Source organism: Pseudomonas songnenensis, from assembly GCF_003696315.1.
Lineage (GTDB): Bacteria > Pseudomonadota > Gammaproteobacteria > Pseudomonadales > Pseudomonadaceae > Stutzerimonas > Stutzerimonas songnenensis.
Window position 1 is genome coordinate 83,599 of sequence record NZ_RFFN01000006.1, and the last position, 24,819, is coordinate 108,417.

28 protein-coding genes and 1 tRNA gene are annotated in these 24,819 nt (G+C 59.0%); 21 read left to right on the forward strand and 8 right to left on the reverse strand.

What is annotated here, in order from left to right; genetic code table 11:
* Positions 1–10 precede the first annotated feature (10 nt).
* The gene (locus EA798_RS16060) at positions 11–1,147 is read left to right on the forward strand and encodes a sodium ion-translocating decarboxylase subunit beta (protein ID WP_122099575.1); all 1,137 of its coding nucleotides are present in this window, start codon (positions 11–13) and stop codon (positions 1,145–1,147) included.
* Positions 1,148–1,446: 299 nt separating this feature from the next.
* On the opposite strand, the gene EA798_RS16065 is transcribed toward EA798_RS16060, so the two are convergent.
* The 3 genes from EA798_RS16065 to EA798_RS16075 all read right to left on the reverse strand — a co-directional run bounded on the left by EA798_RS16065 (position 1,447) and on the right by EA798_RS16075 (position 2,434).
* Entirely contained in the window at positions 1,447–1,773 is a 327-nt protein-coding gene (locus tag EA798_RS16065) for an Arc family DNA-binding protein (RefSeq protein ID WP_041756717.1), read from the reverse strand.
* 218 nt (positions 1,774–1,991) lie between these two features.
* Positions 1,992–2,177, reverse strand: coding sequence for a PA3371 family protein (locus EA798_RS20780; RefSeq protein ID WP_122099576.1), 186 nt, complete (start codon positions 2,175–2,177; stop codon positions 1,992–1,994).
* A gap of 44 nt (positions 2,178–2,221) precedes the next feature.
* Positions 2,222–2,434, reverse strand: a complete 213-nt coding sequence (locus EA798_RS16075; protein WP_106155490.1) for a hypothetical protein — start codon at positions 2,432–2,434, stop codon at positions 2,222–2,224.
* A gap of 270 nt (positions 2,435–2,704) precedes the next feature.
* On the opposite strand from EA798_RS16075, the gene EA798_RS16080 reads away from it, so the two are divergent.
* Positions 2,705–2,781 (forward strand) — tRNA-Arg (locus EA798_RS16080).
* A 93-nt stretch (positions 2,782–2,874) separates the two neighbouring features.
* On the opposite strand, the gene EA798_RS16085 is transcribed toward EA798_RS16080, so the two are convergent.
* The 4 genes from EA798_RS16085 to flgA form a co-directional block, all read right to left on the reverse strand.
* The gene (locus tag EA798_RS16085) at positions 2,875–3,621 is read right to left on the reverse strand and encodes a flagellar brake protein (RefSeq protein ID WP_122099577.1); all 747 of its coding nucleotides are present in this window, start codon (positions 3,619–3,621) and stop codon (positions 2,875–2,877) included.
* Between the two features lie 59 nt (positions 3,622–3,680).
* Complete coding sequence (locus EA798_RS16090) at positions 3,681–4,151, reverse strand: flagella synthesis protein FlgN (RefSeq protein ID WP_106155488.1); 471 nt, start codon at positions 4,149–4,151, stop codon at positions 3,681–3,683.
* 35 nt (positions 4,152–4,186) lie between these two features.
* Positions 4,187–4,516, reverse strand: coding sequence for a flagellar biosynthesis anti-sigma factor FlgM (gene flgM, locus EA798_RS16095; RefSeq protein WP_106155487.1), 330 nt, complete (start codon positions 4,514–4,516; stop codon positions 4,187–4,189).
* A gap of 113 nt (positions 4,517–4,629) precedes the next feature.
* On the reverse strand, positions 4,630–5,370 hold the full coding sequence (gene flgA, locus EA798_RS16100) for a flagellar basal body P-ring formation chaperone FlgA (RefSeq protein ID WP_106155486.1): 741 nt from the start codon (positions 5,368–5,370) through the stop codon (positions 4,630–4,632).
* Between the two features lie 91 nt (positions 5,371–5,461).
* Here flgA and EA798_RS16105 point away from each other — a divergent pair, with 91 nt between their 5' ends.
* From EA798_RS16105 to EA798_RS16190, 18 genes are all read left to right on the forward strand, one after another.
* Positions 5,462–6,394 (forward strand): chemotaxis protein CheV, encoded by a 933-nt coding sequence (locus tag EA798_RS16105; protein ID WP_106155485.1) that lies wholly within the window; start codon positions 5,462–5,464, stop codon positions 6,392–6,394.
* Positions 6,384–7,253 carry a protein-glutamate O-methyltransferase CheR gene (cheR, locus tag EA798_RS16110; RefSeq protein ID WP_420849561.1) on the forward strand — a complete coding sequence of 290 codons (870 nt, stop codon included), beginning with the start codon at positions 6,384–6,386 and terminating at the stop codon, positions 7,251–7,253. The genes EA798_RS16105 and cheR overlap by 11 nt, the downstream gene beginning before the upstream one ends.
* A gap of 195 nt (positions 7,254–7,448) precedes the next feature.
* A complete protein-coding gene (gene flgB, locus EA798_RS16115) occupies positions 7,449–7,853 on the forward strand; it encodes a flagellar basal body rod protein FlgB (RefSeq protein ID WP_106158740.1) in 405 nt (134 codons plus the stop codon).
* 11 nt (positions 7,854–7,864) lie between these two features.
* Positions 7,865–8,308 carry a flagellar basal body rod protein FlgC gene (gene flgC / locus EA798_RS16120; RefSeq protein WP_013982229.1) on the forward strand — a complete coding sequence of 148 codons (444 nt, stop codon included), beginning with the start codon at positions 7,865–7,867 and terminating at the stop codon, positions 8,306–8,308.
* 19 nt (positions 8,309–8,327) lie between these two features.
* Positions 8,328–9,011: a flagellar hook assembly protein FlgD gene (gene flgD, locus EA798_RS16125; protein WP_106155483.1), complete on the forward strand. Its 684-nt coding sequence runs from the start codon at positions 8,328–8,330 to the stop codon at positions 9,009–9,011.
* Positions 9,012–9,041: 30 nt separating this feature from the next.
* Positions 9,042–10,628: a flagellar hook protein FlgE gene (locus tag EA798_RS16130; RefSeq protein ID WP_122099578.1), complete on the forward strand. Its 1,587-nt coding sequence runs from the start codon at positions 9,042–9,044 to the stop codon at positions 10,626–10,628.
* Between the two features lie 195 nt (positions 10,629–10,823).
* Positions 10,824–11,564 (forward strand): flagellar basal-body rod protein FlgF, encoded by a 741-nt coding sequence (flgF, locus tag EA798_RS16135; protein ID WP_122099579.1) that lies wholly within the window; start codon positions 10,824–10,826, stop codon positions 11,562–11,564.
* A 35-nt stretch (positions 11,565–11,599) separates the two neighbouring features.
* Positions 11,600–12,385 carry a flagellar basal-body rod protein FlgG gene (gene flgG / locus EA798_RS16140; protein ID WP_015277713.1) on the forward strand — a complete coding sequence of 262 codons (786 nt, stop codon included), beginning with the start codon at positions 11,600–11,602 and terminating at the stop codon, positions 12,383–12,385.
* A gap of 84 nt (positions 12,386–12,469) precedes the next feature.
* Complete coding sequence (gene flgH / locus EA798_RS16145; RefSeq protein WP_013982234.1) at positions 12,470–13,165, forward strand: flagellar basal body L-ring protein FlgH; 696 nt, start codon at positions 12,470–12,472, stop codon at positions 13,163–13,165.
* Positions 13,166–13,179: 14 nt separating this feature from the next.
* On the forward strand, positions 13,180–14,280 hold the full coding sequence (locus tag EA798_RS16150; protein WP_106155479.1) for a flagellar basal body P-ring protein FlgI: 1,101 nt from the start codon (positions 13,180–13,182) through the stop codon (positions 14,278–14,280).
* Positions 14,281–14,290: 10 nt separating this feature from the next.
* Positions 14,291–15,463 carry a flagellar assembly peptidoglycan hydrolase FlgJ gene (flgJ, locus tag EA798_RS16155; RefSeq protein WP_122099580.1) on the forward strand — a complete coding sequence of 391 codons (1,173 nt, stop codon included), beginning with the start codon at positions 14,291–14,293 and terminating at the stop codon, positions 15,461–15,463.
* A 3-nt stretch (positions 15,464–15,466) separates the two neighbouring features.
* Positions 15,467–17,482 carry a flagellar hook-associated protein FlgK gene (gene flgK / locus EA798_RS16160; protein WP_122099581.1) on the forward strand — a complete coding sequence of 672 codons (2,016 nt, stop codon included), beginning with the start codon at positions 15,467–15,469 and terminating at the stop codon, positions 17,480–17,482.
* Between the two features lie 12 nt (positions 17,483–17,494).
* The gene (gene flgL, locus EA798_RS16165; protein ID WP_122099582.1) at positions 17,495–18,811 is read left to right on the forward strand and encodes a flagellar hook-associated protein FlgL; all 1,317 of its coding nucleotides are present in this window, start codon (positions 17,495–17,497) and stop codon (positions 18,809–18,811) included.
* Positions 18,812–18,931: 120 nt separating this feature from the next.
* On the forward strand, positions 18,932–19,246 hold the full coding sequence (locus EA798_RS16170) for a ComEA family DNA-binding protein (RefSeq protein WP_122099583.1): 315 nt from the start codon (positions 18,932–18,934) through the stop codon (positions 19,244–19,246).
* Positions 19,247–19,598: 352 nt separating this feature from the next.
* Complete coding sequence (locus tag EA798_RS16175) at positions 19,599–20,051, forward strand: YkvA family protein (RefSeq protein ID WP_122099671.1); 453 nt, start codon at positions 19,599–19,601, stop codon at positions 20,049–20,051.
* Positions 20,052–20,207: 156 nt separating this feature from the next.
* On the forward strand, positions 20,208–20,534 hold the full coding sequence (locus EA798_RS16180; RefSeq protein ID WP_122099584.1) for a helix-turn-helix domain-containing protein: 327 nt from the start codon (positions 20,208–20,210) through the stop codon (positions 20,532–20,534).
* A complete protein-coding gene (locus EA798_RS16185) occupies positions 20,531–20,899 on the forward strand; it encodes a hypothetical protein (RefSeq protein ID WP_106155473.1) in 369 nt (122 codons plus the stop codon). Before EA798_RS16180 ends, EA798_RS16185 begins: the two co-directional genes overlap by 4 nt.
* The gene (locus tag EA798_RS16190) at positions 20,899–21,366 is read left to right on the forward strand and encodes an SEL1-like repeat protein (protein WP_106155472.1); all 468 of its coding nucleotides are present in this window, start codon (positions 20,899–20,901) and stop codon (positions 21,364–21,366) included. The genes EA798_RS16185 and EA798_RS16190 overlap by 1 nt, the downstream gene beginning before the upstream one ends.
* A gap of 170 nt (positions 21,367–21,536) precedes the next feature.
* On the opposite strand, the gene EA798_RS16195 is transcribed toward EA798_RS16190, so the two are convergent.
* Positions 21,537–23,621: a carboxy terminal-processing peptidase gene (locus tag EA798_RS16195; RefSeq protein WP_122099585.1), complete on the reverse strand. Its 2,085-nt coding sequence runs from the start codon at positions 23,619–23,621 to the stop codon at positions 21,537–21,539.
* 173 nt (positions 23,622–23,794) lie between these two features.
* Here EA798_RS16195 and EA798_RS16200 point away from each other — a divergent pair, with 173 nt between their 5' ends.
* Complete coding sequence (locus EA798_RS16200) at positions 23,795–24,757, forward strand: NAD(P)H-quinone oxidoreductase (RefSeq protein ID WP_106155470.1); 963 nt, start codon at positions 23,795–23,797, stop codon at positions 24,755–24,757.
* Positions 24,758–24,819: the final 62 nt, after the last annotated feature.

Genomic DNA, 24,819 nt, shown 5'->3' on the forward strand with positions numbered 1-24,819 from the left:
GGGGAGTTGCATGGATAAGTTGCTCAAGCTGTGGCAGGGGACCGGTCTCTATCATCTGGAGCCAGGGCAGGCGCTGATGATCCTGGTCTGCCTTGGTCTGATCTATCTGGCCATCCGCAAAGGATTCGAGCCTCTGCTGCTGATACCGATCGGTTTCGGCGGCATTCTGGCCAATATTCCAGTGGCTAACATGGGAGAGGGCGCGGGAATCCTTCATCTGTTTTATGAAGTGGGATTGCCGACCAGCGTCTTTCCACTGCTGATTTTCATGGGCGTCGGCGCCATGACGGACTTCGGTCCGATGCTTGCCAATCCTAAGACCCTGTTGCTCGGCGCGGCTGCGCAGTTCGGTATCTTTGCTACGCTGCTCGGTGCTCTGGCTCTCACAGCTGCTGGGATTCCGGGTATGGAGTTCACCCTGCGTGAAGCGGCATCGATAGCCATCATTGGCGGTGCGGATGGCCCTACGTCCATCTTCGTGACGTCCAAGCTGGCGCCGGAGCTTCTCGGTCCGATCGCAGTGGCTGCCTACTCCTATATGGCGCTGGTGCCCTTGATCCAGCCGCCCATCATGCGCGCACTTACCACCAAGGAAGAACGCGCGATCGTCATGACGCAGCTGCGTCATGTCAGTCAGGTCGAGAAAATCGTCTTTCCGTTGGTGCTCTGCCTTCTGGTGGGTCTGTTACTTCCGGATGCGGCTCCACTGGTAGGTATGTTCGCGTTTGGCAACTTGTTGCGCGAATGCGGTGTGGTAGACCGTCTGGCCGACACGTCACGCAATGCGCTGATCAACATCGTCACCATCGCGCTTGGTCTGACGGTGGGGTCGAAACTTTCTGCTGAGGCGTTTTTGCAGATTAAAACCCTGGGCATTCTCGTTCTGGGAATGGTCGCGTTCTGTGGTGGTACCGCGGCTGGGATATTCATGGCCAAGATCATGAACCGCTTTAGCCACAACAAGATCAATCCGCTGATTGGTTCTGCGGGAGTTTCGGCGGTTCCGATGGCAGCCCGCGTCTCTAACAAGGTAGGTTTGGAGGCGAACCCTCAAAATTTCCTGCTGATGCATGCCATGGGGCCAAATGTGGCGGGTGTCATCGGCTCTGCCGTTGCGGCGGGCGTTCTGCTCAACTTCGTCGGTTGAACTTGCTCAATCACATCCAGGCGGCTCAGCGGGCTCGCTTGGAGTGAATTATCAGTCCTCAGATACCACTCATTCGGTGGGCGCATGACCGCAGCTGGCGGCGTGCACGGCACATTGCTGTGTTCGACAATTGGGTGCGGTGAATGCGGCCGCTGCCTTAGTCGGCACGGTAGGCGACGGCATCGGTCGGCGCCGTGATGAGGCTGGGTCGTTTTGGGCGTGGCGAGGGTGAGGGGGCTACGTTCTTCGAGCGGCAAAGCAGGCGGCGTGAGGAGGCAATTGCCTCTCACGCCATGCGTTCAATCGTCTTCTTTGTTCAGCTCGGTATCTTGCGCAATCAGGGCGATCAACGCGTTCTGCTGGCGGTGCGCTAGCTGTCTGAAGCGCTGCAAAAGCTCTCGCTCATGCAGAGAAAGTTCAGGGCTGTCCAGGCGCATGCTGAGATCATCGTCGAGTGCACCTTCCTGCAAAAGACTCTGTTCCAACCTCGCAATGATCTCTGAGTTCATGCTTCGATGGTGATTGCGTGCGACTTCAGCGATGCGCTCGCGCATGCCATCGGGAAGGCGAACGACAAACTTGTCAGCCGTGCGGCTGGAATAAACTGCCTGTTTCATAGGGCGCATAATTAACCGGTTAGTCAGGTGGGCGTGCTGGCGTATTGCCGGGGTAGTCACCGGTCTGACAACCAACAGTACTTGCTGTTCCGTCTCTTCACCGAAAAATCTCTAGACGGCTTGATGGCGCCAATTGTACGTCGTATGAGTAATTAGTAAAGCTGTTGTGCTGTCAATGTGCCTCTATTGTGATGCAGTGCCCTGTGCGGATGCGGACCTTCCGTCACCTAGCGAAGCACTGGATCGAATTTGATCCTGCGCCCGATAAGCATGGCCACAATGAATAGCGTGCCAAAGACACCTATTCCGGCCCGGCTTGCCTGGACGAGGCTGGTCGTAAGCTCGGGGGCCAGGAAGGCACCGTACACGCATCCGACAGTCAGGACTAAGCAGGATAGTGCGTATTTGGACATCGAACCTCTCTCCTTTTTGGAACGATTGCGTTTCGGGGGGGGCGTTAAAAAACCCAGCGTTGAGGTTGCGAGAGTGCGCTGGTTTCACTGCCGCTGAGGGTAATAATCCGAACCCCTTCATTTGCACTGGTGCGCTGCAGGGTCGGGTGCGCATTCAGCTCGAGCCGTGGCGATGCGGTTTCTGCAGCTGGCAATTGCAAGACGGTTAAGGCAGCGAGTGCGAAGCCTGCGGTGAGGAGATAAACCGGCTTTTTCATGAGGCGTCATCCTTCGCGTCACGTTTAGGTTGCTTCTCCTTTGCAGCAGATATGCCAAGAATGATTATAAAAAAAATCGTTTAAAATCAATCACATATGTTGGATGCTGGATGCGTTTGACGTGCGCTTTGCACGGCAGGCGTCGTCGCGTCGTGCAATATGCAAGCATGGCGTCGCTGAGCTGGGGTGGGTGCTATCAAATGCTCAGCAATTAGCGGCCTTTGGCATGACAAACGGTGCTCGGCTCGCTAACATTCGGCGCGCAGTTACGTCCCAGTAGCTCAATCGGATAGAGCATCCCCCTCCTAAGGGGAAGGTTGGAGGTTCGACCCCTCTCTGGGACGCCATTTTCTCCTCGTTCGTGGCGTCGGCTCAGGCGAATTGCTTTAGTCTGGGCAGGGCAGGGGCGCCGCGCTCGCGCGGTAGGATCTGCTGATGTGTTAGCCGAAAGGACTTTCGGCCGTCTCGCGACGTGCGTCGCGCTGCAGTTGATACACCAGTCGCTCGATCTGGCGCTGTGTGAGGCCGCTGAGGCGGTGAAAGCGCAGTCCGCATAGGGAAGCATCGAGCTTCTCATCAATTACCAGATGTCGCAGCTCGACTGCTGTCTGGATGGTCCCTATCGATAATCTGGCTGACAGCTCGTACACCTGTCCGGTTTGGAGGCTGGCTTGTTGATTGCCTTTGATGCTGAGCTTGCAGCCAGTAGCTGAGATGTCGAGCAGCCTGCCTTCCAGTGCTTTGCGTAAAGCGGCGCCACCAAGTTGCGCGGTAACGGCTGGCTCTTTCAGCTGCGCGCGATAGGCGTTGCGGCGCTGATGGTAGGTCAGTTCCGCTGGGGTGGGTATCCAGTAACAGCGAGCGCCATCTATTTCGCCTAAGTGCGCCTTCTCATCATTTGTCCAGGAAACCCGTGCCCCCTCATAGAAGCCTTCGATATGAAAGGTTTCGCCCTGCAGCAAGAAGCGCTCGCCGTCGTTCGGAATCAATTCGTCGAGCGCGATCCAGCCGGTCTCGCGGTTCATTTCCACAAGGAAGGTCTGGTAGCGCTGGCTTCGCTCGTGAAACCGGAGGGTGAGGGGGGTGTTGTTATCGATGAGAGGCCGCAGGTTGGCGTATATCTCCAGGGGGGCCGTAAGAAGTTTAGGCGGCTGCGGACCCTCTTCATCCAGAAATAGGCTAGACACGGTCCGAGGATCCCTGGCGCATATTCATAACCATCACGTTACGTCCTGGTGGCGTTGATTCAGGCTTGGCTCAGGGGCCGCTGCTGCTTGTTTCTGGAGGCTCCGCCGCGATTGTCATACAGGCTGGGCGTGTCGTCCTTGCCTTGGAGGATGCCTAGCATGCTTCCAAGTGCCCCCTGATTCGCGCGGATCAATCGGCCGTTGCGCTCGTTGGCGCTGCGACAGTTCTCGAGCTCAGCTTCGAGCAGCTGGGCTTTCTCCAGAATGCTGGTGCCTTCTCGAGATCTGCTGGCGGCGTTTTCCAGCCCCGCACGATCAGCGCTCAGCTGCTGATCTATCAGCCACTGGCTGCGTTGGGCTCCGTGCTGGCCGAGCAGGGCAAGCAACGGCTGCTTCTTGGTGAGCAGCACTTCCAGCTCGGCCAGGTTGCGGTCGCTCAGCGCCTTGAATTCCTGGTCGATCAGCTCAAGGAGTTCGCGGGCTATGCCGATATCATCGGTCAGCTGCTCAAGCAGGGTGGTTTCGTTCATTTCAGGCTCTGGGCATCTTCGCGAGTGTGACAGGCTCAGCGCTGCGTTTCGAAAGCCAATAGCTTGGCTGCAACACGCTTGCTGTCGACCTGATAGGAACCGTCAGCAATGGCCTGCTTAAGCTTGGAAACCCGCTCCTGATCGACCGCAGGTTGCTCGTTGAGCTTGTCGGTCGCCTGTTGCAGGCGCTGGGCTTCAGGGCTCAGTTGTACGGTGTCACCAATGCTGGCACTCGCGTTGCCGGTTTTTGGCGTGTTGCCAGCAGGCTCTGCTGGGGTGCCGGTGGTACGCTCGTTACCTTGCACACTGCTGCGCCCGCTGGGGGCGTTCAATGGGCTGTTCGGTCGATTGAAGTCGATGACCATGATGCAAACCTCGAAGGAATCAGGACGCTTGCCATGTGTTCGGCAACAATGGAGCAAACTTTAGCTTTTTTTTCCGGATGGCACACCGAAAAAGTGCGTCAGGCACGTTGCAGCTACATTGCGACTTCAACCTGGCCGGGGCCAGTGACGCGGGCTTTGATGATTCGACCAGAGCGCTGGTTTTTAACGGGGATCTGCTTGCCCGGTACGCCATCCGTCATGGCCTCGCCAGGCATTCGGACGCTGATGGATCCGCTCCTGGCTGTAATGACGACCTGATCGCCCTTTCGTACTACCTTCGCCAGTTCCATCAGATTGGGTGCGATCACCTGATCCGGCTGTACGGGGCGGGTGAGCTTGTTGCCCAGCACTTCATCCAGGCGCGTCAGATAGCCCTGGCTGAGGTTCGACACGTCGCGCTCGGCGAGACTCACGTCCGCGTCGGCCAATACCGTGTCACGCAGTAATGATCGATTGGCGACGACCACCTCGCGGTAGAGTCGGACCTGCGCCGGGACGAACACTGACCAGGGGCTATTCCCTTCGCAGCTTACCCGTATCGTGACTCGTCCTATGGGGGGCGCAGAGTTGGCGAAGCTCGCTGCGAGCGGCTGGTCGCATTGATTCAGGCGTAGTCTGGGGTCCAGGCGGCTGACCGCGATTTCGTGGCGCGCGTCGATGCTGCTGCGACTTAAATAGTCCACCACTGCGCGCTCAAGAAACTGCTCAGTCACGTCGATAAGCTGATCAGGGTGTGACATGGTTGATGCGTGCGCGAATTGACTCATCGCGCACAGCGCTGTGAGTAGCAAGTAGCCGCACAGCATCTGGCGACTGCGCCGGAAAATGGTCATATGGACGTTCATATCCCAACCAAAGCAAGGGGCGTGCCGCGTCTAATATTCGTCTGGCCCCAATTATCTGCAAGCAGAGAGGAATACTGGCATGGCCGGTGTACTGGATTCGGTTAACCAGCGTACCCAATTGGTGGGGCAGAACCGTCTGGAGTTGTTGCTGTTTCGTCTCGAGGGCGAGCAGCTTTATGGGATCAACGTGTTCAAGGTGCGCGAAGTTTTGCAGTGCCCGCGTCTGACCATCATGCCGAAATGTGGACGGGTGGTGCGCGGGGTCGCGAGCATTCGCGGCACTACGCTGCCGATCCTCGATCTCTCGCTGGCAACAGGCAAGTCGGCGCTGATGGACCTGCAGAACTCCTTTGCAGTCATCACGGAATACAACAATCGAACACTTGGTTTTCTGGTGAGCTCAGTCGAACGGATCGTCAACCTCAACTGGGAGGCGATACTGCCACCGCCAAGAGGCGCGGGGCGCGATCATTATCTGACGGCGGTCACCCACATCGACAACAAGCTGGTCGAGATCATCGACGTGGAAAAAGTGCTGGCGGAAGTGGCGCCTACCTCGGAGGAAGTCTCCCCTGAGGTGGTTGATGCGGACACCCGGGCCAAGGCGCTCTCCTGCCGCGTACTGATCGTCGACGACTCATCGGTAGCGCGCAAGCAGATCACTCGCTGTCTGGAAAATATCGGCATCGAGGTGATCAAATTGAACGACGGGCGAGAAGCGCTGAACTATCTCAAGCGGATGGCGGACGAAGGCAAGAAGCCGGCAGAAGAATTCCTGATGATGATTTCCGATATTGAAATGCCGGAAATGGATGGCTATACCCTGACTACCGAGGTGCGACACGATCCGCGCATGCAGGGTATGCATATACTCCTGCATACTTCCCTTTCCGGTGTGTTCAACCAGAACATGGTTAAGCGGGCGGGCGCGGATGATTTCCTCGCCAAGTTCCAGCCTGACGATCTCGCTGCCCGCGTGGCCGAGCGGATCAGGCAGGCGGATGCAAACTGAGGCTAGCTCCTCTCATGATGGTGAGGCTTTATTGGTGTCAGTCGATCTGGATTTCGAGCAGTTCCGGGTATTTCTTGAGAAAACGTGCGGCATTCTGCTGGGCAGCAACAAGCAGTATTTGGTGTCCAGCCGGCTGAACAAGCTGATGGAGCAGCAGGGCATCAAGACGCTCGGCGACTTGGTGCGGAAAATCCAGGCACAGCCGCGCGGAGGGTTGCGGGAACTGGTCGTCGATGCGATGACGACCAACGAAACCCTCTGGTTTCGCGATACGTACCCGTTCGAGGTACTCAAAAGCCGAGTTCTGCCTGAAATGCTCAAGACCGGCTCCGGCCAGCGTCTGCGAATCTGGTCGGCAGCCTGCTCTTCGGGGCAGGAGCCGTATTCGCTATCCATGGCGATCGATGAGTACGAGCGCAGCAACCCCAGCCAGGCGAAGACCGGGGTGCAGATCGTTGCCACGGAGCTTTCCGGGACCATGCTCGCCGCGTGCAAAGCGGCTGAATACGACAGTCTGGCTATTGCGCGTGGTCTGTCCAGCGACCGTCTGCAACGCTATTTTGACGTTAAGGCGCCGGGGCGTTGGGCGGTAAAGCCGGCGATTCGCTCGCGGGTTGAGTTCAGGGTCCAGAATCTTCTGGACAGCTACGCCGCGCTGGGCAAATTCGACATTGTGTTCTGCCGGAATGTGCTGATCTATTTCTCCGCAGATGTGAAGAAAGACATTCTCAAGCGTATTCATGCAACGCTGCGCCCTGGCGGATATCTCTTTCTGGGGGCTTCGGAAGCCCTTAATGGGCTTCCCGAGCTGTACCAGATGGTTCAATGCAGCCCGGGCATCATCTACAAGGCGAGATGACTGCTGTTCCTCGCGGCAGAAAACCGTCATGCAAGGTGGCGGTTGTGGCAACCAAGCGGTAAAGCCTTGCCGCTTTTGACACCCTGACGTTCGTTGTCGCGACGCCAAGCCTTGTAAATCAAGAGGTTGCGTGTAATGGCATGGGCTTTGCTGGAGTTTGCGCAAGCAGACTTGTATCCGGCAGAGGTCCAGATCATGAGCATCAGTTTCGACAAGGCATTGGGTATCCATGAAAAGGCGCTTGGCTTTCGCTCGCAGCGCGCCGAGGTGCTGGCCAACAACATCGCCAATGCCGATACGCCTAACTACAAGGCACGGGATCTGGATTTCGGCAGTGTGCTGGCGGAGCAGTCGGCGCGCAGCCAGGGTGGATTCGGCGTGACGCGGACCAGCGACCGCCATATCGCAGCCGAAGGGCTGGAAATCGCTGATGCATCCCTGCGCTTTCGAACGCCCGCACACCCCTCGCTTGATCAGAACACCGTCGATCTGCAGATCGAACAATCCAACTATGCGAAGAACGCCGTGGACTTCCAGGCGAGCTTCACCCTGCTCAACAGCAAGTTCAGGGGGCTTATGAGCGCCCTGCGCGGCGAATGAAGGAGTAGCCCATGTCCCTTAGCAGCGTATTCAATATTGCCGGCAGCGGCATGAGTGCCCAAAGCACCCGCCTGAACACCATTTCCAGCAACATCGCCAACGCCGAGACTGTATCGTCAAGCGTCGATCAGACCTACCGGGCGCGCCATCCGGTATTCGCCACGGTCTTCCAGCAGGCCAACGGCCAGCCCGACCAGTCACTGTTCGCCGGTCAGGACCAGGCCGGGGTTGGTGTTCAGGTGCTGGGTGTAGTCGAGGACCAGAGCGAGCTGCAGGCCCGCTACGAGCCCAATCATCCGGCTGCCGACGAGGCCGGTTACGTCTATTACCCGAACGTCAACGTGGTGGAAGAGATGGCCGACATGATTTCGGCCAGTCGCGCCTTCCAGACCAACGCCGAGCTGATGAACACGGCCAAGACCATGTTGCAGAAAGTGCTGACGCTGGGTCAGTGATAGTTACGAGAGCGCACTTATGAGCACTACGAACGGCGTCGGCGGAACCGGCTCGATACTGGATCAGTACCAGTTCGGCGAAAAGCGCGAAGCAAAGGGTAACGACCTCGGCAAGAACGAGTTTCTCGAACTGCTGGTGGCCCAGCTGAACAACCAGAACCCCCTGGAGCCGCAGGAAAACGGCGAATTCATCGGTCAGCTGGCGCAGTTCAGCACCGTGGAAGGCGTCGAGAAGCTCAACTCGAGCATGCAGACGATCCTGTCCGGCTACCAGTCGTCCCAGGCGCTGCAGGCCTCGTCGCTGGTAGGGCGCAAGGTCATCGTGCCGACCGACAAGGCTGTGGTCGATACCAGCGAAACTTTCAAGGCAAGCCTGGTATTGCCGACTTCCAGCAGCAACGTATTCGTCAATATTTACGACAGTACGGGTGCTTCGGTCGGGCGTGTGAACATGGGCCAGCAGCAAGCTGGCAACATTTCCTTCATGTGGGACGGCAAGGATTCCAGCGGCAATGTCTTGCCGCCCGGTACCTATCGCTTCGAGGCGCAGGCTACCTATCAGGGCGAAACCAAAGGGCTTTACACCTTGCTGCCGGCGAACGTCGACAGCGTCACGCTTGGGCAGAACGGCGGGGAGCTGATGCTCAACCTTGCCGGCATCGGCAGCATCGGCCTCTCCCAGGTCCAGATCATCGGACAATAACCGCCGGCACCTCGGCAAAGGAGTAATTCCATGTCCTTCAATATCGGTCTGAGCGGCCTGCGTGCCGCGAGCAAGGATCTCAACGTCACCGGTAACAACATCGCCAACGCTGGCACCGTGGGCTTCAAGCAGTCGCGCGCGGAGTTTTCCGATGTGTATGCGGCTTCCGTGCTCGGCACGGGCAAGAACCCGCAGGGTAGCGGCGTGTTGATGTCCAACATTTCCCAGCAGTTCAACCAGGGCAATATCAACTACACCCAGAACGCGCTGGACCTGGCCATCAACGGCAACGGCTTTTTCCAGGTCAGCAACAACGGTGCGGTAAGTTATACCCGTGCCGGTTATTTCGGTACGGATCGCAGCGGTTTCCTGGTCGACAACTTCGGCTATAAGCTGCAAGGGTTCCCAGTGGACGGGAATGGCAATCTGCAGAATGGTGTGGTTGGTGATCTGCAAATTCAAACTACCAATCAGGCACCGAAAGCGACCAGCAAGATCGATACGGCGTTCAATCTGAACTCGACGCAGAAGCCTCCAGTTACTTGGCAGTCTGCCTATGACGCTTCATTGCAGCCAGCGTATGACGCGGCTTATAACACCTCGCTCACCACCGCCGGGCAGACTGCATATGACGCGGAATTTGCGGTGAGCAGCGACCCAGTGCTTGCTGAGGCTGCACGCGCTGCTGCGCTCGTCAACGCAACAAATATTTCCAATGCGCAGGCCGCCGGAAACGCTGCGAGGGCGTTGCCTGTCAATCAGGCAGCAGCTCTTACTGCCGCCAACGGCACGTTTAACCCTGCCGACCCCACGACCTACAATAGCTCCACTTCGCTGAATATCTACGACTCCCAGGGCAATGCGCACGTCATGACGCAGTACTTCGTCAAGACCAGTGCCAATACTTGGGACATGAAGGTGCTCATCGACGGTCGCAATCCGGCCAATCCAGCACAGGAGCCGCCTCAGCCTTACGTCATGGGGCTGTCCTTCGATGCTTCCGGTGCGCTGACAGCTATCGATAATGGTGGCTCTGGACTTTTCAGCGTTTCGCCTGATCGGAAAGTTACGCTGAACTCCGCTACGGGCAATCCGCCTACTGGCGGTTGGATCCCGGCTATCTCTAACGGTGCTACGCCTGCTAGCTGGTCGCCAAACGGTGCGCTAGCGAATCCGGGCGGCATCGTGCTGGACTTTTCCAAGTCGTCGCAGTACGCCAGTGCTTTCGCCGTGAACAGCGTTGCGCAGGATGGCTATACCACTGGTGAGCTGGCCGGCCTGGAGATCGACGATACCGGTGTGATCTTCGCGCGTTACACCAACGGCCAATCCAAGGTTCAGGGGCAGATCATCCTGGCCAACTTCGCCAACGTCCAGGGCCTGACTCCGGTGGGCAAGACCCAGTGGGTGCAGTCGTTCGAATCAGGCGAACCGGTAGTGGGTACACCTGGCTCCGGGACGCTCGGTGCGCTCCAGGCTGGAGCGCTGGAAGACTCCAACGTCGAGTTGTCGGACCAGCTGGTCAATCTGATCGTTGCGCAGCGTAACTACCAGGCCAACGCCAAGACCATCGAGACCGAGAGTGCGATCACCCAGACGATCATAAATCTGCGGTAATGGCGCGGCAGGGGTGATTGCCGCTGGCGGCAGTATTCCGCCACTCCTCTGAAAGAAGGCCCATTCGGGCCTTCTTTGTCTTTATAAAGCTCTTATAAATCAATCTGTTGTCTATCTGATCGGCTATGGCACGGGCCTTGCATTTTTCATCTCCAACAGATCAGCAAGTGTCAAACTCGCGTCTCGGAGATGTCGATGGACAAGATGCTTTACGTGGCCATGACCGGTGCCAGCCAGAATGCGCGGGCACAACAGGCCCATGCCAACAATCTGGCGAACATATCCACTACGGGTTTTCGCCGGGATTTCGAACAGGCCCGCTCCATGCAGGTCTTTGGCGACAGTCATCCGGCTCGGGTGTATGCCATGTCCGAGCGTCCCGCCACTGACTTCACCTCCGGCACACTGCAGGAAACGGGTCGCGATCTGGATATCGCCATTGAAGGTGAGGGCTGGATCGCCGTGCAGGCGCCAGACGGCAGCGAAGCCTACGTGCGCACCGGCAGCCTGAATATTGACGTGCTGGGCATGTTGCGCACCGCCGATGGCATGCCTGTAATGGGTAACGGTGGGCCGATCGCCATTCCGCCAGAAGAGAAAGTCGATGTCGGCCACGACGGCACCATCAGCATCCGGGCGCTGGGTGAAAACCCCAACATCGTGGTTACGGTTGACCGGATCAAGCTGGTGAATCCCGATCCGAAGCAGCTGGAAAAGGGTACCGATGGCCTGATTCGCCTGAAAGATGGCCAGCCCATCGAACCAGACGCAAACGTACGAGTCGTGTCGGGGTTTCTCGAGGCGAGCAACGTCAATGCGGTCTCCGAAATGACTTCCATCCTGGCGCTGTCCCGCCAGTTCGAACTGCACGTAAAGATGATGCGCACCGCCGAAGATGATGCGGCTGCCATGGCGCGCGTACTGCAACTCAGCTAATAGCGTGGCGCCCGCGGCGCACGAGGAGAAAGCTCATGCTTCCAGCACTTTGGGTCAGCAAGACGGGTCTGTCCGCCCAAGACATGAACCTGACGACCATTTCCAACAACCTGGCCAACGTTTCCACGACCGGCTTCAAGCGTGACCGTGCCGAATTTCAGGATTTGCTTTACCAGATTCGCCGGCAGCCTGGCGGACAATCCAGCCAGGACAGTGAACTGCCGTCCGGTCTGCAGCTGGGTACGGGTGTGCGTGTGACCGGAACCCAGAAGATCTTCACCGCCGGTAGCTTGCAGACCACCGAGCAGCCGTTGGACATGGCGATCAATGGCCGTGGTTTCTTCCAGGTGCTACTGCCGGACGGTACGGTGTCATACACCCGCGACGGTAGCTTTCACCTGAGCTCCGATGGCCAGTTGGTGACTTCTAACGGTTACGCCTTGGAGCCGGCCATCGTGGTTCCGCCGGAAACCCAGACATTCACCGTGGGCGAAGACGGCACCGTTTCGGTCACCACCGTGGGCAACCCGCAGCCGCAGATCATCGGCAATTTGCAGACGGCCGACTTCATCAACCCGGCAGGTCTTCAGGCCATGGGCAGCAACCTGTTCCTCGAGACCGCTGCCAGTGGCGCACCTCAGGTCAGCACGCCGGGGCTCAACGGCCTGGGTACGGTGCTGCAGAACACCCTGGAAAACTCCAACGTCAGCGTCGTCGAGGAACTGGTGAACATGATCACCACCCAGCGCGCCTACGAGATGAATTCCAAGGTCATTTCCACCGCCGACCAGATGCTGTCGTTCGTCACGCAGCAGCTCTGATCGCGTATGCGCCGTTGTATACGGGCAGGCACGCCTCGTGCTGCTCGCAGTAGTTTCGATGGCCTGTCATGGCTTGAGGTGTTTATGAGCCGTTTGTTGATTGTTGTGTCGATGTCTTCTGCCCTGGCGCTGGTCGGATGTGTTGCTCCCGCGCCGAAACCGAACGACCCGTACTACGCGCCGGTGCTGCCACGCACGCCCTTGCCGGCTGCGCAGAACAATGGCGCGATCTACCAGGCAGGCTTCGAGACCAATCTCTACGACGACCGCAAGGCTCATCGGGTTGGTGACATCATCACCATCACCCTCAACGAGCGGACCCAGGCCAGCAAGAACGCGACGTCGAAACTGTCGAAGGACAGCAGCGCGAACATAGGTCTCGGCTCGCTGTTTGGCGGTGCGGTATCCATGGCCAACCCTCTGACGGGCAACTCGATGAACCTGGGTGCCGAGTACGAGGCGTCGCGCGACACCTCCGGTTCTGGCCAGGCAGGGCAGAGCAACAGCCTGTCCGGTTCCATTACTGTCACCGTTTCCGAAGTGCTGCCTAACGGCATCCTCGCCGTGCGCGGCGAGAAGTGGATGACGCTCAATACCGGTGACGAACTGGTGCGTATCGCAGGTCTGGTTCGCGCGGACGATATCTCCACCGACAACACCGTTCCGTCCACCCGTATCGCCGATGCACGTATCACTTATTCGGGCACCGGCGCTTTTGCCGATGCAAGCCAGCCGGGCTGGCTCGACCGATTCTTCATGAGCCCGATGTGGCCCTTCTGACCGGAGCTGATGTCATGTGGAAAAAACTGCTTCTGCTCGCGGGCATGCTCACGCTCTGCGCTGGCGCACAGGCCGAGCGTCTGAAGGACGTCGCGACCATCCATGGTGTACGGAGCAACCAGCTGATCGGTTATGGCCTGGTCGTAGGCTTGAACGGTAGCGGTGACCAGACCACCCAGACGCCGTTCACCGTGCAGACCTTCAACAACATGCTGGCCCAGTTTGGCATCAAGGTGCCCGCCGGTGGCAATATCCAGCTGAAGAACGTCGCGGCAGTGTCGATCCATGCCGAACTGCCGCCGTTCGCCAAGCCCGGTCAGACCATCGATATCACTGTCTCGTCCATCGGCAACGCCAAGAGTCTGCGCGGCGGTAGCCTGTTGATGGCCCCGCTGAAGGGTATCGACGGCAACGTCTATGCGATCGCCCAAGGCAATCTGGTGGTGGGCGGTTTCGATGCAGGTGGCGCGGATGGCTCGCGGATTACTGTCAATTCTCCGTCGGCCGGCCGCATTCCCGGTGGCGCGACCGTCGAGCGCCCGGTTCCGAGTGGTTTCAATCAGGGCAACACACTGACCCTAAACCTCAATCGTCCGGACTTCACTACGGCCAAGAATATCGTCGACCAGATCAATGACCTGCTCGGCCCTGGCGTGGCGCAGGCGTTGGACGGGGGGTCGATCAGTGTGACCGCACCGCTCGACCCGAGCCAGCGCGTTGATTACCTGTCGATCCTGGAAAATCTCGAAGTCGAAGTCGGCCAGGCCGTGGCCAAGGTCATCATCAACTCGCGTACCGGCACCATCGTGATCGGCCAGAACGTGCGGGTTCAGCCTGCCGCCGTCACCCATGGCAGTCTGACCGTGACCATCACCGAGGAGCCGCAGGTCAGCCAGCCGGAACCCTTCTCGGACGGGCAGACAGTGGTCGTGCCCAACTCGAAGGTCAAAGCCGAGCAGGAAGCCAAGCCGATGTTCAAGTTCGGCCCGGGCACCACGCTGGATGAAATCGTCCGGGCGGTGAATCAGGTGGGCGCTGCGCCCAGCGACCTGATGGCCATTCTCGAAGCGTTGAAGCAGGCCGGCGCGCTGCAAGCCGACCTGATCGTGATCTAAGGGTAGCGATATGGAAAATCGTCTCGGTAGCGGAGCACGCGGTCTCGATAGCGGCAGCTATACCGACCTCAATCGTCTCAGCCAGCTCAAGGTCGGCAAAGACCGCGATGGCGAGGAGAACGTGCGCAAGGTTGCGCAGGAATTCGAGTCGTTGTTCCTCAACGAGATGCTCAAGTCGATGCGTGCGGCTACCGAGGTCCTGGCCAAGGACAATCCTCTGAATAGCCAGGCCAGCAAGCAGTATCAGGACATGTACGACCAGCAGCTATCGGTGAGTCTGTCCAAGGAAGGTGGCGGCATCGGCCTGGCGGATGTGCTGGTCCGCCAATTGAGCAAACAGACAGAAACGGTGACGCGCAACAATCCATTCGCCCAGGTTGCGCAGACCGAGGGCGCAGCCTGGCCGAGCAAGCCGGCAGCTGGCGTCGAATCTGCTCGAGATGATTCACGGCTGCTCAACCAGCGCAGGCTCGCCTTGCCTGGGAAGCTTAGCGATCGCCAGATTGCCAACGTGTCAGCCACAGCGGTTCCGCCGGGCGGCGATGCGGTGCAGCCGTTGGTCAACGTCGACTGGAAGCCGGCCACCGCGTTCGTGCCGCCCGTGGACAAGCCGCTGACCGTAAACGGCGTAGAGAAGAGTGCTCCGAACGCGCCCAGCAAGACGCGTTTCAGCTCCTCGCAGGAGTTCATCGCCACCATGCTGCCAATGGCAGAGAAGGCAGCCGAGCGCCTCGGGATCGAGCCACGTTTTCTGGTCGCACAAGCCGCGTTGGAAACCGGCTGGGGAAAATCCATGATTCGCCAGAAGGACGGCAGCAACAGCCACAACCTGTTCGGCATCAAGGCGACCGGCTGGAAAGGTGCGTCCGCGACCGTCACGACGACCGAATACGTCAACGGCAAGGCCACCCGCGAGAAGGCGGGCTTTCGCGCCTACGATTCATTCGAGCAGAGCTTCGACGATTTCGTCAGCCTGCTGGAGAACAATGATCGCTACCGGACCGCAATCCAGGTTGCGAGCAACACCGGCGATTCGGAGCGCTTCGTCAAGGAACTACAGAAAGCCGGCTATGCCACCGATCCGCAGTACGCCCGCAAGATCAGCCAGATCGCGCGCAAGATGCAGACCTATCAGACCGTTGCCGACGCGAATTCGGTGCCCGCGATGCGGACCAGAGGCTAAACCATGGCTGACCTATTGAGCATTGGCCTTTCCGGCCTGGCTGCCAGCAAGACCCAGTTGTCGATCACCGGCCACAACATCACCAACGTCAATACCCCTGGCTATAGCCGCCAGGATGCGACCCAGGCCACCCGCTCACCACAGTTCAGTGGTGCCGGCTATATCGGCTCGGGGACCACGCTGGTGGAAGTTCGCCGCAGCTATAGCGAATTCCTCACCAGCCAGCTGCGTAGTAGTACTTCGCTGAGTGCGGATGTGGAGGCTTACAAGAGCCAGATCAATCAGCTCGATTCGTTGCTGGCCGGCACTACCACCGGCATCACGCCCTCGCTGCAGAAGTTCTTCTCGGCCTTGCAGACTGCCGCCGAGGACCCGGCGAATATCCCGGCACGCCAATTGGTTCTGGCCGAGGCCGAGGGGCTGGCGCGGCGCTTCAATACGGTCTATGACCGGCTCTCCGAGCAGAACAATTTCACCAACAAGCAGATGTCCGCTGTCACCGATCAGGTGAACCGGCTGGCAGGCAGCATCGGCAGCCTGAACGAGGCGATCGCCATCGCTGCGGCCAATGGCAAGCAGCCGAACGATCTGCTCGACGCTCGCGACGAGGCGGTTCGCCAGTTGTCGGGCTACATCGGCGTGACTGTCGTTCCGCAAGATGACAAGAGCTTCAACATCTTCATCGGCAGCGGCCAGCCGCTGGTTGTCGGCAGCACGGTGGCGCGTCTCGAAGTCGTGCCAGGGCAGGGCGACCCCAACCGGCATGAAGTGCAGTTCATCAGCGGCGGCTCGCGGCAGGGCATCACGTCGCAGATCACCGGCGGCGAGCTGGGCGGGCTGATTCGCTATCGCGAGGAAGTGCTGGATTCCACCATGAACTCCTTGGGCCGTCTGGCGCTCGCCGTGAGCGACCAGGTCAATACGCAACTGGGGCAGGGGCTGGATCTCAAGGGGCAGGTCGGTTCGGCGCTGTTTGGTAACTACAACGACCCGGCGCTGGCCAGGTTGCGTGTCAATGCGTTTGCTGGCAACAGCAATGCACAACCGGTCCTGAACATCACCAATACCAGTCAGCTCAGCACCAGCGACTACCTGATGGAGTATGACGGTAGCAGCTACAAGATACGGCGGCTGAGCGATAACCAGCTGATGACGGCTACGGAGAATCCGGTCGGTACGTTGTCGATCACTGACAAGAATGGCCGCGACCAGGGCTTTCAGATCGTGCTGGGCAATCCGCCGCCGGCGCCTGGCGACAAGTTCAGCCTGCAGCCGACCCGGCGTGGCGCTTCTGATATCAAGGCGACGCTGGATCAGGCCGACCAGCTGGCGTTTGCAGCACCGGTGCGTGCCCAGAGCACCTTGCAGAACAGCGGGACAGGAGTGATCGGCCAGCCGAATCTGCTATCTGGTCCATCGCCCATCGATGCGGCTGCGCTATCGGCGGCGTTTGAAGGGCTGACTCTGAGCTACGACGGCAACGGGCTGGCACTTCCGACACCAGCGCCGGCAGGGCTCACGCTGTCGCCTTCGAACATCACCGCCGGACAGACCAATACGCTAAACCTGACTCTTACTACGGGTACGGCGCCCAATGTGCAGCAATACAGTTTCGAGTTCACCGTAAGCGGCAGGCCCGTGACGGGCGATACCTTCTCGTTCAGCTTCAACCAGAACGGCGTCTCGGACAACCGCAATGCCTTGAAACTAGTGGACCTGCAGACCAAGCAGACCGTAGGCGTGACCCCTGGTGTCGCTGGTTCCGGCTTTAGCTTCACCGATGGTTATGGCGAGCTGGTCGAGCGTGTCGGTACGCTGACGGCGCAGGCCCGGATGGACAGCGAAGCGACTGGGGCAATTCTCAAGCAGGCGACCGACAACCGTGATTCGCTCTCTGCGGTAAACCTGGACGAGGAAGCGGCAAACCTGATCAAGTTCGAGCAGTACTACAACGCCTCGGCTCAAATCATTCAAGTTGCCCGCTCTCTATTCGATACATTGATCAGCTCTTTTAGGTAACAGGCCTGTCCTATGCGCATTTCTACCGTGCAAGCGTTCAATAACGGCGTCGCCGGGTTGCAGCGTAACTATGCCAACGCGACTCGTACGCAGGAGCAGATCAGTACTGGTAACCGCATTCTCACGCCGGCAGACGATCCGGTCGCTTCGGTACGCCTGCTGCAGCTGGAGCAGCAACAGAACGTATTGAGCCAGTACAACTCCAATCTGACCGCCGCGAAGAACAGCCTCACGCAGGAGGAAGTTACCCTCAATTCGGTGAATACCGTTTTGCAGCGAGTGCGAGAGCTGGCGGTGCAGGCGGGTAATGGAGGCTTGAGCGCTGACGATCGCAAGTCGATAGCAGCGGAGCTTACTGAGCGCGAGGACGAACTGCTTTCACTGATGAACACCCGTAACGCCCGTGGCGAGTATCTGTTTTCGGGTTTTCAGGGAAAGACCCAGCCGTTTGTGCGCGATGGTGCTGGTAGTTATAGTTACCAGGGAGACGAGGGACAGCGGAAGCTGCAGATTGCCAGTTCGCTCAATATCCCGATCAGCGACAACGGTAAGGCAATTTTCCAGAACATTACCAATGCTGGTCGTTTGACAACCGCTCCAGTCTTTAACGCGAACGCGCCAGTAACAAGCACCTTGGCTGTCTCAGCGCCGCTAGTAAGCGATGAGGTGGCTTTTTCGGGAGCGGAGCCGTTTCCGGCAGAGGGCATTGAGCTTGAATTCCAAGGAGATGGAACATATGCCATTTATCAGCTGCCAAGGGCAGTTGCTCCCGCGACTGACACCGTTTTAGCCACTAATCTGTCGATGGATAGTGATCCTCAGAAAAGCGACAAATTAGTGTTCCGAGGCGTTACGGTACACCTTGACGGGACACCAGCTGACGGAGACAGGGTTGCGATAGTGCCCGGCAGGATCTCCGGCATAGATGCCGATGGAAATATTACTCGCGATCCCGACATTAATCCGATGCAGAACAAGCAGGGGATTCTCGACACCATTGCAAATCTTCGTTCTGCACTCGAGAATCCTAATACTAACGGCAATGGCGTTCGCGACGCCGTTGCCGTAGCGCTTACCAACCTCGATCACGGCATGATCAGCGTCGACGCGGCGCGCGGTAACATCGGCGCACGGCTCAACGTAATCGAGACTACGCAGACCGATAACGAGGATGTGACATTGGTGAACAAGTCTGTTCAGGCCGAGCTGCGCGAACTCGATTACGCCGAAGCCCTTTCCAGATTGTCATTCCAGACCATCATTCTCGAGGCAGCGCAGCAGAGCTACGTCAAAATCAGTGGTCTGAACCTGTTCAACGCCATGCGCTGAGAAGTTTGACGAGGTTGGCAAAAATGCAGCCTCGTTTTTGACATCGGCAAACAGGCGGCTAGATTGGCTGACGCGGAGCAGGAAGTCCCGCATAGACATTTCTCGGATAAGGACATCTCCATGAACAAGGCTTTTCTTGCCGCTGCGGCGTTTGCCGTGCTTGCCAGTGTTTCCTTTGGCGCTCATGCCGCCACTCAATCTCAGCCCGCACCTGCACCAGTTGCCGCCGCCACCCAGGCGTCGGTGAACCTCAATACCGCTGATGCCGCCACACTTACCCGTGAGCTCAAAGGCATCGGTGCTACCAAAGCCAAGGCGATCGTCGATTACCGCGAAGAGCATGGCCCGTTCAGTTCGGTAGACGAACTGCTTGAAGTGAAAGGGATCGGCTCGGCAACCCTGGAAAAGATCCGTAGCCAGCTCAGCGTGCAGTAAGCGTGCAGCGCAGGGCCGGTCGCAAGGACCGGCCTCTTGTCCATCCGTAACGCCGAACGCCCTGTGCAACCACCAGTCAAAGTGCTTGTGAAGCCATTGACATTCCTCGGTTATGCACATTCGGAATAGCAAAATAGATGTTCTGCCTTGACTCTTGGTGTGTGTTTTTTCCTTTTCGTAAGTGATTGATTTGAAAGGTCTTACTGGGTTGGATAAAAAAGCGCCGATCTGTTGAGCAGCCCCGTGGGCAGGGCTTTTGCGGCGGTCATCCATAATCTGTTCACAAGGTTATCCACAGGTTCGGTGGATAACGTCCTCGAGGTCACGGATGACGCTGGCTGAAGGTGAGTCGATGAAAGCTCCGTGGAATTTCCTGAGATATATGCCGCTGGCACAGCGCCTTATCAAGCGCGGAAAAATTCCTGCATTGTTGCTTGCAGTGGCACGCAAGTCATCGTCGAAGCGGGGGTTGCTGAAGGGCCTTCGAGAGGATCTGGCGTTGCTACAAGCGCTTTGCGTGGCGTGGTGGCGCGGTGAGTATCGGGCCATTAGTCCGAATGCGTTGATAGCGGTAGTGGCTGGCCTGCTGTATTTCCTGTCGCCCCTCGATGCCATTCCCGACTGGTTGCCTGGTCTCGGATTTGTTGACGATCTGGCCGTATTGGGCTGGGTAATGCGCAAATGGTCGGGAGAGATGGAAGCGTTCAAAGCATGGAGGCAGGCGCAGTCAGCCGAGCGCCAAGCTGGGTTGCTCAGGTTGCCCAAGCTCGATGAGCCCCAAAGTGATAACTCGCCACAAGTCTAAACAGAGCACATCATTGGCCATCCGTTGGTCGGCGCTCGTCGGACATTTGCGGCACCATTCCCGATTCGCTATGCGTGCGGCAGCTTGGTAGCTTCAAGGAGCGGCGTGGGCTGTTAAGATTCCGCCCTCTTATCGAAGACGCCAAGGGAAATTCGGATGAATGTACAGGTCATCATGCGTGACGGCTCGCCGGAATACGCCGTTCTGCCATGGGACGAGTACCAGGCACTCCTCAACGCTGTCGGAGCGCGACCGCCTGCAGCAGCTCCTGCTTCCCCGGGTGCACAGCCGCGTCCTTCGCTGAGCCAATTGCCGATGCTGCGCGACGCCAAGGGGCTCACCATGGAAGTACTGGCGCGTGCGGTAGGCATCAGCCCGGCTTACCTGGCGTTAATCGAGGCAGGCGAGCGCGAGCCCGATACGGCGATTCGCCGCGCATTGGCCCGCGCATTGGAAATCACCGGTTGGGAGGGGGACGCTTGACGTCAGTATCCATCAGCCGCCAGCACTGGCAGGCTTTACTCGGTGAGCTTGATGCCGCACGTCGCCAGCGGCATCTGGTGACCTACCGGGCGCTAGTCGAGCGCCTTCAGTTGCCAACTCCCGCAATGCAGACACTGACCGCAGCGCTGGAGCATCTTGCCGCACTTGATGCCCGTAGTGGGCGCCCGCTGCGTAGCGCGCTGGTCATCAGTCAGGGCGCTAGCCGTTTACCACGTCCGGGCTTTTTCGAGTGCGCCGCGAGCCTGGGGCGCTTCTCCGGAGCCATCGACGGTACTGCTGCTGCGTCCTGGCATGCAGGCGAAGTGGCGCGGGTGTTCGAGTTCGAATATCCGGAGGAAGACTGATGCTGTGGAAACTGCGTGCGAGGCTCGGTTACTTCACCGCTCGCAAGTTGATGACTTCCCGTTATGCCGTCCAGCAACCGAAACTCTGGAGCTGGATGGAGGGTCAGTTTGCGCGTATGGCGGCTCTGGGAGACGTCGGTGCGCAAAGCTTCTACGGGCATATTCTGTATTTTCGCGGCCGAGGTCATGGCGCCAAGCAGGAGGGTGTTCGCTTGTTGCGCCTTGCGGCCAAGGCGGGCGACGTGAAAGCTGCCTACCAGATGGGGGTTGTCAGCCTGAGCGAAGATGCGTCACATGGGCCGGATGGCAGCGAGGCGGCTCGCTGGTGGTCCCAGGCCGCCGAAGCGGGACATCCTCTGGCGGCCGTTCGACTCGAGCAGTTATATCGCGCCGGAGGTCACGGTCTGGCTGCTGACTCCCAGAAGGCCGACAGTTACAAGGCGAAGGCGGCTCAGCTGGGGCTGTAAATATCGCGCTACGGCGCGCCTGCATTGATCGAACGGTCTCAGCGTGCTCAACGGTTTGGTGACCCTCATGGGGCTCTCTGCCGTTAAAGAGAAAGGGCCACGACTGTGGCCCTAGATTTTCCCGCGCTGGAGCGATGCCGCTTTGGTAAAGCTGAACGCCCTGTCTGCTGTCAGTGCTTGGCCATTGCCGAGCTGAGACCGAGGTAGTCCAGAAGGATTCGTCCACTTTCGGAAAGGTACGCATCGTCTTCGGGCTTGGGTTTGTCCGTTTCCTTATGCGGCGTGGTTTCGTCTTCCTTCTCCAGTTTGGCCAATGGCTGCTCGCCTTTGGCCAGGCGCAGCGCGTTCTCCAACGCCAGCTGGCGCTTCTCGATATCCGCCTGCTGAGCGCGGCGTTTATCTTCATTGAGGCTGACCGTGGTGTCGTGCATCAGCTCCTGAGCAAGCGCCAAGCGATCACGGGTGAAGACGAAGTCCGGGTTCTCGCCTGTGCGTGCCTCATGGCGCGCCTTTAGCTCGGCAAGGAACGGCTTGAACGGGTTCATGTCCGGGTTGATTGCCGCGCGGATGCTGTCCCACGGCAGCGCTTCCGGCAGCGCACTCTCACCGATTTCCTTGGTGTCGACATCGGCAGGGTAGGTGATATCCGGGATCACGCCCTGATGCTGTGTGCTCTGCCCGGAGACACGGTAGAACTTGGCCAGGGTAAGCTTCAGTTCGCCGTGGTTAAGGGGCTGGATGGTCTGTACCGTGCCCTTGCCGAAGGTCTGGCCACCGAGAATCAGCGCACGGTGATAGTCCTGCATGGCGCCGGCGAAGATCTCCGATGCGGATGCAGAGAGGCGATTGACCAGAACGGCCAGCGGCCCCTTGTAATAGGCGCCGGTTTGTTCGTCGGCGAGCACGTCCACGCGACCATCGCTGTTGCGCACCAATACGGTTGGGCCTTGATCGATGAACAAGCCAGTAAGCTCGGTGGCCTCTTGCAGCGAGCCGCCGCCATTGTTGCGCAGGTCGATGACCACGCCATCGACCTTTTCGGCTTCGAGTTCCGAGAGCAGTTTCTTCACATCGCGAGTGGTGCTCTTGTAGTTCTGGTCACCGGCACGCAGGGCCTTGAAGTCCAGGTAGAACGCTGGGATCTCGATAACGCCAAGCTTGAAGCTCTGGCCCTGATGCTCAAGGTTCAGCACCGACTTCTTCGCGGCCTGTTCCTCGAGCTTCACGGCTTCGCGGGTAATGGCGACCACCTTGCTGCTCTGATCATTCGGCGCATTGCTCGCCGGGATGACTTCCAGGCGAACGACCGAGCCTTTCGGGCCGCGGATGAGCTTGACCACCTCGTCCAGGCGCCAGCCGATCACATCGACCATTTCGTCGTTGGCCTGACCAACCCCGACGATCTTGTCCGCTGGCGCCAGCTGCTTGCTCTTCTCGGCTGGGCCGGCCGGAACCAGGCGCACGATCTTGACGTGCTCGTTGTCACTCTGCAGCACCGCACCGATGCCTTCCAGCGACAGGCTCATATTGATGTCGAAGTTCTCCGCATTATCCGGAGACAGGTACTGAGTATGCGGATCGTAGGACTGGGCGAACGCGTTGATGTAGGTCTGGAACACGTCCTCGCCGCGCGTCTGGTTCAGGCGCGCCAGCTGGTTCTTGTAACGCTTGGTCAGCAGCTCCTCGATGGCCTTGGGCTCCTTGCCGGCCAGCTTCAAACGCAGAACCTCGTCCTTGACACGCTTACGCCAAAGGTCGTCGAGCTCGGCCATGTTCTTGGCCCATGCGGCTTTCTCGCGATCGATCAGCAGCTCTTCATCCTTGGTGAAATCAAAGCTGCCGACGCCTTTGTCGAGCAGGCCTAGCGCGTAATTGAGGCGATTCTGCAACCGCTCCAAGTGGCGCTTGTAGATGGCAAAGCCTGGCTCGAGATTTCCGCCTTTAAGGAAATCATCGAACTGGTTGCGCCACTTGCCGAACTCTTCGAGGTCGGATGCCAGGAAGTAGCTGCGCGACGGGTCGAGCATCTGAATATAGCTGTCGAAGATCTTCGCCGAGCGCGCATCGTTCAGCGGTGGTTTGTTGTAGTGATGACGCTTGAGCAGCTCGACGACGTTCAGGCTGGCGATCACCTGGTCACGATCAGGTTGCAGGTAGTCCCAGTTCTCCGGCGTGCTGACGGCTTTGGCCATCGCCAGGGAGGCATGGAGGCCGAAAAGAACGGCGAGAACGGTGCAGGTCAGCGTACGTTTCATGGCTTGGGGGCGACGTAAGGCTAGGGAATAACGCATATTAGGCCATCTAAAGTAGGCGCCGGTTCGGTTTCCGTCCGGCGGTGGAAAGCACAAGCCCGATGGTAAAGGTGGTCAAAGAAGGCCAGCGAGCGATCAGTTGGGTGGGCATAGATATGAACCACTATGGAGGCAGCATGAAGGCATTGCAAGGTATCGAGGGGCATCTGGAGTGGGCCGAACGACCGGCTCCGGCGTGCGGCGAAGGCGAAGTCCGTATCCGCGTCGCTGCCGCTGGGCTGAACCGCGCGGACCTGCTGCAACGCGCTGGGCATTATCCGCCGCCAGCAGGTGTTACCGACATCCTGGGCCTGGAGTGTGCGGGTGTGATTGCTGAAGTAAACGGGCGCAGCCGCTGGAAGGTCGGCGATCGTGTGTGCACGCTGCTGGCTGGCGGTGGCATGGCTGAAGAGGTGGTAGTCGATGCGCGCCACGCACTGCCGGTTCCCGATGGCATGACGCTGCACGAAGCGGCGGTGATTCCCGAGGTATACGCCACGGCCTGGCTGAATCTCTATCGGCTTGGCGCGCTGCTGGCCGGTGACAAGGTGCTCTTGCATGCTGGCGCGAGTGGCGTCGGTTCGGCGGCGATCCAGCTGTGCAAGGCGTTCGGCAATCCGTGCTGGGTCAGTGTCGGCTCGGCTGAGCGTCTGGCGTACTGCGAATCGCTGGGTGCTCAGGGTGGCGTGCTGCGTGGCGACTCGCTTGAAGCGCTGCGCGATTTCGGCCCGTTCGACATGATCCTCGATCCCGTGGGCGCCAAGTACGCCGCGCTTAACATGCAGCTGTTGGGGATGGACGGGCGCTGGGTGATGATCGGCCTTATGGGTGGACGCAAGGCCGAGATGGATCTTGCCGGGCTGCTGGCCAAGCGCATCCAGTTGATTGGCTCGACGTTGCGCAGCCGGGATGCCGACTACAAAGCGGGGCTGCTGGCAGAAATGGAGGAGAAAGTCTGGCCGCTGTTTGCCCAGGGCAAGCTTTCGCCGCGTCTGGAGCAAACCTTCGCCATTGGAGACGCAGAGGCGGCATTCGCCGCGCTCGCCAGCAACACCGTTTCCGGGAAGGTGGCGCTGGTGATCGATAGCGCACTTTCCTGACGCGACCATGTACTGATCCAGACGGATCACTGCACCGCGATGAGCAGGCGGGCCCGCTCATC